Consider the following 11,149-nt stretch of genomic DNA (forward strand, 5'->3'; position numbering starts at 1 on the left):
CGTGCCCGTCTCCGTCCTCCTCGTCGACGACGACGCCCTGGTCCGCGCCGGGCTGCGGGCGATCCTCGAAGCGCAGCCGGACATCGAGGTGGCCGGCGAGGCCGCCGACGGCGCGGCCGTGATCCCCCTCGTACGGCGACTGGCGCCGGACGTGATCGCGATGGACGTACGGATGCCGCTCATGGACGGCATCGAGGCCACCCGCGCCGTGCTCCGCGCCTTCCCCGAGCCGCCGAAGATCCTGGTCGTGACCACCTTCGAGGAGGACCGGTACGTGTACGGGGCGCTGCGCGCCGGCGCCGACGGGTTCCTGCTCAAGCGGGCCCGGCCGGCGGAGATCGTGCACGCGGTGCGGCTGGTCGCCGAGGGCGAGTCGCTGCTCTTCCCGGCCGCGCTGCGGTCGCTGGCCGCCGGGCACGGCAACGAGGAGGCGCGCGCGGCGCTGGCGGCGGCCCGGCTGACCGAACGGGAGGGCGAGGTGCTGCGGCTGATCGCCCGCGGGCTGACGAACGCCGAGATCGCCGCGGAGCTGGTGCTGGGCACCGAGACGGTCAAATCGCACGTCAGTGCGCTCCTGGCGAAGCTGGGAGCCCGGGACCGGACGCAGGCGGTGATCACGGCGTACGAGTCGGGGTTCGTCGCTCCCGGCGCGGCCGGATAGCGGATACGATCCGCTATCCGGAAGCACGCTCAGGGAGGCTGACGTTGGCGCAGCTCACCGGCGGGGATCCGTCCCTGCTGCGGCGGATCAACTCCGCCGTCGTCCTGCGCGCGCTGCGCGACGCGGGCTCGGCGACGCTGACCGAACTGGTGCGGACCACCGGGCTCTCGCGGCCCACCCTGGACGGCGTGCTGGAGGGCCTGGCCGCCAGCGGCCTGGTGGTGGAGGCCCCGGCCGAGGAGGGCACGACCCGGCGCCAGGGCCGGCCCGCCCGCAAGTTCCGCTTCCACGCCGAGTCCGGCCATCTGCTGGGCATCGAGATCGGCCCGCACCGGGTCTCCGTCCTCCTCTCCGACCTCGACGGCCGGCTGCGCGGCTCGGCGCTGCGCACCGTGGACGAGGCCGCGGAGGCCGACGACCGGCTGGCGAACGTACGGACCGTGGTGCAGGAGGTCCTGCGCAGGAACGGCGTGGCGCGCAGCACGCTGCGCGCGGTGGGCGTCGGCAGCCCCGGCATCGTGGAGGCGGACGGCACGGTGCGGCTGAGCACGGCGCTGCCCGGCTGGACGGGCCTCAACCTCGCCGAGCGGCTGGGGCGTTCGTTCCGCTGCCCGGTGCTGGTGGAGAACGACGCGAACACCGCCGCGGTCGCCGAGCACTGGAAGGGCGCCGCGCGGCACTCGGCGGACGTGGTCTTCGTCCGCGCCGGACTGAGCCCCGGCGCCGGGTCGCTGATCGGCGGGCGGCTGCACCGCGGCTTCGGCGGGGCGGCGGGCGAGATCGGGGCGCTGCACCTGCTGGGCCGGGAGGCGACGCCGGAGAAGCTCCTCAGCGTCACCGGGGAGCCGCTGCACCCGCTGGACGAGCCGGCGGTGGCGGAGGTCTTCTCGCTGGCGCAGGGCGGCGACAAGCGGGCGCGCCGGGCCGTGGACCGGTTCATGCAGCGGCTGGTGCACGACGTGGCCGCGCTGGTGCTGGCGCTGGACCCGGAGCTGGTGGTGATCGGCGGCTGGGCGGCGGGCGTGGACGACGTGCTGGAGCCGCTCCACGCCGAGCTGGCCCGCTACTGCCTGAGGCCCCCGGAGGTCGTGCTGTCGCTGCTCGGCGAGGCGGCGGTGGCCACGGGCGCGCTGCGGCTGGCCCTCGACCACCTGGACGAGGAGCTGTTCGCCGTGGAGAGCACGGTCACGGCGCGGCGGTGAGCCGGCGGGCCGCCGGCCGGACGGGGTGTGCGCTCCCGGCCCGGCCGTCCGGCCGCCGCTTCCTGCTCCGCGCGGGGCGTCCCGCCCGGTCCGTACGCTCCGGGAGGCGGCTCAGCTCGCCAGCACCGCCGCGTCCGCGTCGAGGGTGAGCCGGCAGGTGTCCGCGCGGTACGTGGAGACCGCGACGGCGGCGGTGCGCCCCCGGGAGACGTAGCGCGTGGTGACCACCAGCACCGGGGCGCCCGGCAGCCGGTCCAGCTCGCGGGCGTCCTCCGCGCGCGCCGAGCCCAGCTCGACGGTGCGGTCCTGGCCCTCCAGCGGCAGCCGGTGCAGCTCGTGGAGCACGGCGCGGGCGCGGGCGGCGCCGACGGAGGAGTCGCCGCGGCTGAAGCCGGGCGCGGAGACGCCGGGCACGTAGATCAGCTCGGCCGCGACCGGCTGCCCGTTGCGGCTGCGGGAGCGGTGCACCCGGTGCACCGGCTCCGTCGCGTCGGTGCCGAGCATGCGCGCGACGGCCGCGGGGGCCGCGACCGCGGCGGCGTCGACGGCCTCCCAGCCGTCGTCGGCCTCGCCCGGCCACATCTCGCGCGGGGAGCCCACCGGCACGCCGACGCGCGGCGGCGCGACGGTCGTCCCGACGCCCCGCCTGCGCTGCAGCCGGCCCTCCAGCTCCAACTGGTCGAGCGCCTGCCGCAGGGTCGCGCGGGCGACGCCGAAGCGGGCCGCCAGCTCGCGCTCGTTGGGCAGGATCTCCCCTACCGAGAACTCCGATTCCAGCGCCTCGCTGATCACACCTTTGAGATGCCAGTACTTCAGCTCGGTCACGGTGTCCGGCTGCGTGGTCCCCACCTGATCCTCGCAATCCCCGTCGGCCTGGCCGCCTTTATGCGCGGTTGTTTATGAAAGGTTGTTGCAGTATCTCTCGCCGACAGTAGGACGCCACCCGGACTTGGTCAAGACCAATGCCCCTGGGGTACGGTCCGTCCGGCGATCCGACGGACGGCGGAAAGGCAGCGATGGACCAGGTCACGGTGGTCACGGGGGGCAGCCGCGGCATCGGCGCGGCGATCGTGCGGAGACTGGCCCGCGCCGGTCACGGCGTGGCGCTCGCGTACGAGCGGGCGGAGGCCGCCGCGGAGGGGGTGGCGGCGGAGGCGCGGGCCGAAGGGGTGGCGTGCGTGGCCGTACGGGCGGACGTCAGCGACCCCGAGCAGGTCGACGCCCTGTTCGACACCGCGCGCGAGCGCCTGGGGCCGGTGACCGCGCTGGTGAACAACGCCGCGATCACGGGGCCGCTGGGCCGGTTCGACGAGACGTCCCTCGACGTCATGCGCCGGGTGCTCGACGTCAACGTCATGGGCACGTTCACCTGCACCCGGCGCGCGGTGCGCGAGATGTCCACCCGGCACGGTGGCGGCGGCGGCGCGATCGTCACCATCTCCTCCGGCGCGGCCACCCTCGGCAGCCCCGGGGAGTACGTCCACTACGCGGCGAGCAAGGCCGCCGTGGACACCATGACGGTCGGCCTGGCCAAGGAGCTGGGGCCCGAGGGGGTACGCGTCAACTCCGTTCAGCCCGGGATGACCGTCACCGACATGCACGCGGCGATGGGCGACCCCGAGCGGCCGTGGCGCAACCCGGAGCGGGTGCCCATGCGCCGCCCCGGAGAACCCGAGGAGATCGCCGGCGCGGTCGCGTGGCTGCTCTCCGCGGAGGCGTCGTACACCACGGGCGCGGTACTGCGGGTCTCCGGCGGTCTCTAGGCCCGCGTCCGGCCGCCCCGGCTGCCTCCGCCGCCGAGGCGGAGGCGGCTAGGTGCGGACGCCGCGGAGCTTGTCCGGGTTGCGGATGAGGTAGACGCGGGCGATCAGGCCGTCCCGGAACTGCGGCACCATGACCGTGTCCGGCTCGCCCTTCGACAGGAGCAGCAGCCCGGGCTGGCCGTTGATCTCGCGGAACACCAGCTCCGGCTCCGGCACTTCGTAGCGGCCGCCCGACGTGCCGATGAAGACGCGGGCCGTCTTGTCGGCGCCCTCGATGACGCGGCGCGGCGCCTTCGCCTTGCCGCCGGCGTCGGAGATCACGTCCACGTCCGGGGCCAGCAGCGCCATCAGCCCCTCCAGGTCGCCGCCGGCGGCGGCTTGGAGGAACCGTTCCGTGATGTCGCGCTGTGCTGCGGTGTCCACGTCGTAGCGCGGCTTGCGCTGCGTGACGTGCCGGCGGGCGCGGCCGGCGAGCTGGCGCACGGCTTCCTCGGAGCGGTCGAGCATCGCGCCGATCTCCGCGTGCGGGAAGCCGAACGCCTCCCGGAGCACGAAGACGGCCCGCTCCAGCGGCGACAGCGACTCCATCACCACGAGCATTGCCAGCGTCACCGACTCGGCGAGCAGCGCCCGCTCCGAGCCGTCCGGCGGCGTGTCCCCGAGCAGGTCGGTGGCCAGCGGCTCCGGCAGCCAGGAGCCGACGTACGCCTCACGCCGCGCCTGGGTCTGGCGCAGCCGGTCGAGGGAGAGGCGGGTGGTGATGCGCACGAGGTAGCCCCGCGCGTCGCGGACCTGGTCGCGGTCCGCGGCCGACCAGCGCAGCCACGTGTCCTGCACCACGTCCTCGGCGTCGGCGAAGGCGCCGAGCATGCGGTACGCCACGCCCATCAGGACGGATCGGTGCTCCTCGAAGACGTCTAGCTCGGTGCCGTAAGCCACCCCTCCATATCACCTGAAGAAACACCCTCCTGTCCAATCCGGCCGCTCCCGGACGCCCTCCCCCCGCGCGGCGCACTTCCCGCATCGCAGGGGCAGTTGTTCACTTGTCGTTCGTGCCACGGGCAACACACGCCGGTAGGTCTGACGGCGCACGAGATCCGCACGTCGACGGGAGACCAGGTGAACACGGGAGAGAGAGCGAGCGGCGGCCCCGCGCGCCGGTCGGTGCTGCGCGGCGGCCTCGCGGCCTCCGCCGCGCTGGCGGTGCCCACGCTGTCCGGCGGCGCGCCCGCGCAGGCGCTCGCCGGCCGGCCGGGGGCGGCGTGGGGCGTACAGGTGGGCGACGTGACGGCCCAGGGCGGCACCGTGTGGGTGCGCGCCGACCGCCCGGCGCGGATGGTCGTGGAGACCTCCGCGACGGACTCGTTCCGCACGGTGCAGCGCCGCCGCGGCCCGCTGCTCGGTCCCGGCACCGACTACACCGGCACCGTACGGCTGCACGGGCTGCCGCCCGGTGAGCAGGTGCACTACCGCGTGGTGCTGGAGGACGCGGACGACCCGCGCCGCTCCGGCGAGCCGGTCGCGGGCACGTTCCGTACGGCCCCGGGGCGCCGCCGGGACGTGCGCTTCGTCTGGTCGGGCGACGTCGCGGGACAGGGCTGGGGCATCAACCCCGACCGCGGCGGCTACCGGGTGTATGCGGAGATGCAGGGCCTCGACCCCGACTTCTTCCTGCACAGCGGCGACACCGTATACGCCGACGGGCCGCTGAGCGCCGAAGTTCCGCTGCCCGACGGCACGGTGTGGCGGAATCTGGTCACCGAGGAGAAGTCGAAGGTCGCCGAGACGCTCGCGGAGTACCGCGGCAACTTCCGCTACAACCTGCTCGACGAGAACGTGCGCCGCTTCAACGCGCAGGTGCCGATCGTGGTGCAGTGGGACGACCACGAGGTGGTCAACAACTGGTATCCGGGCGAGATCCTCACCGACGCGCGCTACACGGAGCGCCGCGCCGACGTGCTCGCGGCCCGCGCCCGTCGCGCGTTCGCCGAGTACTTCCCGGTGCCCACGCTGGGCTCCGACGGCGCCGGGCGGGTCTACCGCAAGGTCTCGTACGGGCCGCTGCTCGACGTCTTCGTGCTGGACATGCGCACGTACCGCAACGCCAACTCCGACGGGCTCGCCCCCGACGACGTCCACGGCATCCTCGGGCGCGAGCAACTGGCCTGGCTCAAGCGGGAGCTGCAGCGCTCCCGCGCGGAGTGGAAGGTCATCGCCTCCGACATGCCGCTGGGCCTGGTCGTGCCGGACGGCACGAACGTCGAGGCCGTCGCGCAGGGCGACCCCGGCGCGCCGCTGGGGCGTGAGCTGCAGATCGCCGAGCTGCTGCGGCACATCAAGCAGCGGCGGATCACCGGCACCGTGTGGCTGACCGCGGACGTGCACCACACCTCCGCGCAGCACTACGACCCGGCGCGGGCGGGGTTCAAGGACTTCGCCCCCTTCTGGGAGTTCGTCACCGGGCCGCTGCACGCGGGCGCCTTCCCGGGTAGCGCGCTCGACGGCACGTTCGGACCCGAGCGGGTCTTCCTCAAGGCGCCGCAGACGGGCAACGTGGCGCCGAGCCAGGGCTTCCAGTTCTACGGCGAGGTGCTGATCGACGGCGGCAGCCGCGAGCTGACGGTGCGGCTGCGCGAGGAGGGCGGCGCGGTGCTCTTCACGAAGGTGCTGCAGCCGGGGCTCGTCGGGCAGTAGCCGGAACGTCCGCGGACGCCCCGCGGCGGCTGCGTCGCCGGCCGGCGCGTACGCTGCGGGGCGTGGACGACCTCACGTACGCCCCGGTCGGCGCCACCCGCGACGGCCGCAGTCCCGCGGGCTTCGACTCCTTCGCCGTACGCACCCGCATAGGCACGGGACCGGCGGCGTACCGGGCGGCGACCGAGGCGGTGCTGACGTTCCGGATGCACCGGGCGGTCGGGGTCACCATCGACGCCGAGGGGCCGCGCGCCGCGCCCGGCGTGCGGCTCGTCGTCGGCCTCGGCCGGCGCCCGCTGCGCATCCTCGCGCCCTGCCGCGTGGTGTGGGCGGAACGGGGCGAGCGGCGCGGCGGGTTCGGGTACGGAACGCTGCCGGGGCACCCGGAGACGGGTGAGGAGGCGTTCGTCGTGGAGTGGGCGGACGACGGCGTCGTCTGGCTCACCGTCACGGCGTACAGCCGTCCGGCCGCGCGGTGGGTGGCAACCATGGGACCGCTCCTCGGCGTCTTCCAGCGCGGGTACGCCCGGCGCTGCGGCCGGGTGCTGCGGCGGCTCGCGAACGTCGGCTGAAAACTGCCCTCATAGGTCCGATTCACCCTTTACCATCCGGTCACAGCTCGTTCTTGATCACGCAATACCCGTCCGGAAAGCTGGAGTTCATGGCCGATCACACCGCACCGAGGGGGCAGGGCCCGCGGCGCGCGTCCGCGGCGCCCGGTCCGTACACGATCGCCGCCGTCCTCCGGGCGGACGGCAGGGCCCACCCCGTGCCGGACCGCCGTCCGGGGGCGCGCCCGCCGCGCCGCCGGGACGCGCCGGGGCCGCGGACGGCCAGCCCCCTCACGGTCCGCGAGGCCGGGCCCGAGGACCACGACGCCGCGCTGGCGCTGCACCGGCGCTGCTCCCGGCGGACCCTGGCCATGCGCTACCAGGGCCCGCCCGAGGAGGCCGACGGCTATCTGCGGCATCTGCTGAGCCCGCACTTCGGCCGGACGCTGGCGGTGCAGACGGCCGGCGGCCTGCTGGTGGCTCTCGGGCACCTGCTGTGGGACGACGACGAGGCCGAGTTGGCGGTGCTCGTGGAGGACGCCTGGCAGCGCCGCGGCCTCGGCACCGACCTGCTGCGCCGGCTGCTGAGGACGGCCGCGGGCATGGGCTACGGCAGCGTGTACGTGGTGACGCGGTCGCTGGACGCCGCCATGGACGCCACCCTGCGCAAGGCGGGCGTCCCGCTGGAGTACCAGGTCGAGGGCGCCACGCTCGTCGTCACCGCGCGCCTCGACGAGCGGCTCACCACCCCGGTGGGTCCGGCCGGACCGCGCTGACGGCGGCGCGGCCCGCCTCCGCGGCCGGGTCCGGCTCCCCGGCCGCGTCGAGCGCCGCGCCGAGGTCCGCCCACAGGTCGTCCACGTCCTCGAGGCCGACCGACATCCGCAGCAGCCGCTCACCGATGCCGCCCGAGCGGCGGTCGGCCGGGTCGACGATGCGGTGGCTGATCGAACCCGGGTGCTGGATGAGGGTGTCGACGCTGCCGAGGCTCACCGCCGGGGTGATCAGCCGGACGGCGCCGATGACCGCGTGCGGGTCGCCGCGCACCTCGAAGGCGACCATCGCGCCGCCGAGCCGCGGGTAGCGCACCCGGGTCACCGCGGGGTGGCCGGCGAGCCGGCGGGCGAGTTCCGCGGCGGTGGCGGACTGGGCCCGTACCCGTACCGGAAGGGTCGACAGGCCGCGCAGCAGCAGGTAACCGGCGAGCGGGTGCAGCACGCCGCCGGTGGCGAAGCGGATCCGGCGCAGGGCGCCGGCCAGTTCCTCGCCGCAGGCGATGACGCCGCCCATCACGTCGCCGTGGCCGCCGAGGTACTTGGTGGCGCTGTGCAGCACGAGCCGGGCGCCGTGCTCGGCGGGGCGCTGCAGGACGGGGGTGGCGAAGGTGTTGTCGACGAGCAGCGGGACCGAGCCGCAGGAGTACGCGACGGCCCGCAGGTCCGTCTCGGCGAGCGTGGGGTTGGCGGGGGTCTCGACGAGCACCAAACCGGTGTCCGGCCGGAGGGCGTCGGCGACGCCGGCCGGGTCGGTCCAGGTCACCTCGGTGCCGAGCAGCCCGCTGTCGAGCAGGTGGTCGCTGCATCCGTAGAGCGGCCGGACGGCGACGACGTGCCGCAGCCCGAGGCCGGCGCGTACCAGCAGGCAGGCGCTGAGCGCGGCCATCCCGCTGGCGAACGCCACGGCCGACTCGGTGCCTTCCAGCCGGGCCAGGGCCTCTTCGAAGCGGGCGACGGTGGGGTTGCCGAGCCGGCCGTAGACCTGCGGTCCTTCGAGCGGGGCGCCGGTGGCGGCGAACTCGTCGATACGGGCGGCCTCGCCCCTGCTGTCCGGGGACGGGTAGGTCGTGGACAGGTCGAGCGGGGCGGCGTGCAGGCCGAGGGCGGCGAGGTCTTCGCGCCCGGCGTGCACGGCCTCGGTGGCGAGTGAACGCGTCGGGGTCTCCATGCCCCGATGCTGAAGCTCGTACGGGCGCGGGCGGGCGATGCCCGTGCTACGTTCGGCCGATGCCCGATTCACCCGCTCTCGATCCGGTGGACCTGGAGATTCTGCGGGTGCTGCAGAACGACGCCCGGACCAGCAACCGCGATCTGGCCGCCGCCGTCGGCGTCGCGCCCTCCACCTGCCTGGACCGCGTGGCCCGGCTGCGCCGCGCCGGCGTGATCACCGGCCACCGGCTCGCGATCGACCCCGCGCGGCTCGGGCGCGGCCTGGAGGCGCTGCTGTCGGTGCAGGTCCGCCCGCACCGCCGCGACCTGATCGGCCCCTTCGTCGAGCGGGTCCGCTCGCTGCCCGAGTCCCGCGCGCTCTTCCACCTCACCGGGCCCGACGACTACCTCCTGCACGTCGCCGTACGCGACGCCGCGGACCTGCAGCGGCTGGTGCTGGACGAGTTCACCTCGCGCCGGGAGGTGGCCCGGGTGGAGACGCGGCTGGTCTTCCAGCACTGGGAGTGCGGGCCGCTGCTGCCTCCGTAGGGCACGAGGCCGTTTTGGTGATGACGGCGCCCGCCCCCGTGTACGAGGATGGCCCGCATGCCCGACTCCACGAACCAGCGAATGCCCCGGCAGGTGGCGGACGCCTACGTCGACGACCTGATCGACCTCGACCCCATCAGCGGCACGATGCTCGGCGTGCCGGAGAGCTCCCGGACTCTCCCCGACTTCTCCCCCGACGGCCAACAGGCCGTGGCGGAGCTGGGCCGCGCCACCCTTGCGGCCCTGGACGAGGCGGAGCGGCAGCCCGGCGCGGACAGCGACGCGGAGCGGCGCTGCGCGCGGCTGCTGCGGGAGCGGCTGAGCGCCGAACTCGCCGTGCACGACGCGGACGAGGGCCTGCGCGCCGTCAGCAACATCCACTCCCCCGTGCACCTGATGCGCGAGTGCTTCACGCTGATGCCGACCGCGGGCGAGGACGACTGGTCGGACATCGCCGCCCGGCTGCGCGCGGTCCCGGCGGCACTCGACGGCTACCGGCGGTCGCTGGCCGCGGGCGTGGACAAGGGCCTGTTCGGCGGGCCGCGGGCGACGGCGACGTTCGTCGGCCAGCTCACCGAGTGGTCGGGCGGGGAGCGCGGCTGGTTCGGCGACCTGACCGCCGCCGGGCCCGAGTCGCTGCGCGGGGAACTGGACGCGGCCGCGGGCGAGGCCACCGCCGCGGTGAGCGCGCTGCGCGACTGGATGCGCGACGTGTACGCGCCCGCAGCGGCCGGCTCGCCCGACGTCGTCGGGCGCGAGCGCTACGCCCGCTGGTCGCGCTTCTTCAACGGCGCGGACCTCGACCTGGACGAGTCGTACGCGTACGGCTGGTCGGAATACCACCGGCTGCTCGGCGAGATGAAGACCGAGGCCGCGAAGATCCTGCCCGGCGCCGCCACCCCCTGGGAGGCGCTGAAGCACCTGGACGAGCACGGCACCCACATCGAGGGCGAGGACGCCGTCCGCGAGTGGCTGCAGGGGATCATGGACGAGGCCATCGAGGCGCTCGACGGCACGCACTTCGACCTGGCCGGTCCCGTGCGGCGGGTGGAGTCGCGGATCGCCCCGCCCGGCGGCGCCGCCGCGCCGTACTACACGCCGCCCGCCGAGGACTTCTCCCGCCCCGGGCGCACCTGGCTGCCGACGATGGGCGAGACCCGCTTCCCGGTCTACGACCTGGTCTCCACCTGGTACCACGAGGGCGTCCCCGGGCACCATCTGCAGCTCGCGCAGTGGGTGTACGTCAAGGACCAGCTCTCCCGCTACCAGTCGACGCTCGGCTGGGTGAGCGCCAACTGCGAGGGCTGGGCGCTGTACGCGGAGCGGCTCATGGACGAGCTGGGCTTCCTCACCGACGCGGAACAGCGGCTCGGTTACCTGGACGCACAGATGATGCGCTCCACGCGCGTGATCGTCGACATCGGCATGCACCTGGAGCTGCCGATCCCGGACCACTCCCCCTTCCACCCGGGCGAGCGGTGGACGCCGGCCCTGGCGCAGGAGTTCTTCGGGATGCACAGCGGGCGGCCCGCGGACTTCGTGGAGAGCGAGCTGACGCGCTACCTGTCGATGCCGGGGCAGGCGATCGGCTACAAGATCGGCGAACGCGCCTGGCTGCGCGGCCGGGACGCGGCGCGCAAGGCGCGCGGCGCGGACTTCGACGCGAAGGCGTGGCACATGGCCGCGCTGTCGCAGGGCTCGCTCGGTCTCGACGACCTGGAGGCCGAGCTGTCGGCGCTGTGACGCGGCGGTAGGACGGCGTACGGCCGCGGCCCTCGGGGTCGCGGCCGTACGGGCGCCGGGG

At 74.8% G+C, this 11,149-nt stretch carries 10 protein-coding genes and 1 pseudogene; 8 read left to right on the forward strand and 3 right to left on the reverse strand.

The features are described from left to right. Position 1 precedes the first annotated feature (1 nt). Both DMB38_RS00915 and DMB38_RS00920 read left to right on the forward strand, forming a co-directional pair. Positions 2 to 661: a response regulator transcription factor gene (locus DMB38_RS00915; RefSeq protein WP_047014345.1), complete on the forward strand. Its 660-nt coding sequence runs from the start codon at positions 2 to 4 to the stop codon at positions 659 to 661. A gap of 44 nt (positions 662 to 705) precedes the next feature. Next, on the forward strand, positions 706 to 1,863 hold the full coding sequence (locus DMB38_RS00920) for an ROK family transcriptional regulator (protein WP_125933513.1): 1,158 nt from the start codon (positions 706 to 708) through the stop codon (positions 1,861 to 1,863). 111 nt (positions 1,864 to 1,974) lie between these two features. Here DMB38_RS00920 and DMB38_RS00925 read toward each other — a convergent pair whose 3' ends face one another. After that, positions 1,975 to 2,712: a GntR family transcriptional regulator gene (locus DMB38_RS00925; protein WP_125933514.1), complete on the reverse strand. Its 738-nt coding sequence runs from the start codon at positions 2,710 to 2,712 to the stop codon at positions 1,975 to 1,977. A 167-nt stretch (positions 2,713 to 2,879) separates the two neighbouring features. On the opposite strand from DMB38_RS00925, the gene DMB38_RS00930 reads away from it, so the two are divergent. Then, positions 2,880 to 3,626 carry an SDR family oxidoreductase gene (locus tag DMB38_RS00930; protein ID WP_125933515.1) on the forward strand — a complete coding sequence of 249 codons (747 nt, stop codon included), beginning with the start codon at positions 2,880 to 2,882 and terminating at the stop codon, positions 3,624 to 3,626. 48 nt (positions 3,627 to 3,674) lie between these two features. On the opposite strand, the gene sigJ is transcribed toward DMB38_RS00930, so the two are convergent. Next, positions 3,675 to 4,565, reverse strand: a complete 891-nt coding sequence (gene sigJ / locus DMB38_RS00935) for an RNA polymerase sigma factor SigJ (RefSeq protein ID WP_125933516.1) — start codon at positions 4,563 to 4,565, stop codon at positions 3,675 to 3,677. A gap of 225 nt (positions 4,566 to 4,790) precedes the next feature. On the opposite strand from sigJ, the gene DMB38_RS00940 reads away from it, so the two are divergent. The 3 genes and pseudogenes from DMB38_RS00940 to DMB38_RS00950 all read left to right on the forward strand — a co-directional run. After that, a complete protein-coding gene (locus DMB38_RS00940) occupies positions 4,791 to 6,320 on the forward strand; it encodes an alkaline phosphatase D family protein (protein WP_125938730.1) in 1,530 nt (509 codons plus the stop codon). Between the two features lie 62 nt (positions 6,321 to 6,382). Continuing rightward, positions 6,383 to 6,892 (forward strand): DUF1990 domain-containing protein, encoded by a 510-nt coding sequence (locus tag DMB38_RS00945; protein WP_125933517.1) that lies wholly within the window; start codon positions 6,383 to 6,385, stop codon positions 6,890 to 6,892. A 263-nt stretch (positions 6,893 to 7,155) separates the two neighbouring features. Further along, a pseudogene (locus DMB38_RS00950) lies at positions 7,156 to 7,647 on the forward strand (GNAT family N-acetyltransferase); the annotation flags it as partial. Here DMB38_RS00950 and DMB38_RS00955 read toward each other — a convergent pair. Beyond that, a complete protein-coding gene (locus DMB38_RS00955) occupies positions 7,613 to 8,815 on the reverse strand; it encodes a PLP-dependent transferase (RefSeq protein WP_125933519.1) in 1,203 nt (400 codons plus the stop codon). The pseudogene DMB38_RS00950 and the gene DMB38_RS00955 sit on opposite strands and share 35 nt — an antisense overlap. 59 nt (positions 8,816 to 8,874) lie before the next feature. Here DMB38_RS00955 and DMB38_RS00960 point away from each other — a divergent pair, with 59 nt between their 5' ends. Together DMB38_RS00960 and DMB38_RS00965 are read left to right on the forward strand one after the other, a co-directional pair. Then, on the forward strand, positions 8,875 to 9,345 hold the full coding sequence (locus DMB38_RS00960; protein ID WP_125933520.1) for an Lrp/AsnC family transcriptional regulator: 471 nt from the start codon (positions 8,875 to 8,877) through the stop codon (positions 9,343 to 9,345). Between the two features lie 57 nt (positions 9,346 to 9,402). Then, on the forward strand, positions 9,403 to 11,088 hold the full coding sequence (locus tag DMB38_RS00965; RefSeq protein ID WP_125933521.1) for a DUF885 domain-containing protein: 1,686 nt from the start codon (positions 9,403 to 9,405) through the stop codon (positions 11,086 to 11,088). Positions 11,089 to 11,149: the final 61 nt, after the last annotated feature.

The organism is Streptomyces sp. WAC 06738 (assembly GCF_003945505.1).
Lineage (GTDB): Bacteria > Actinomycetota > Actinomycetes > Streptomycetales > Streptomycetaceae > Streptomyces.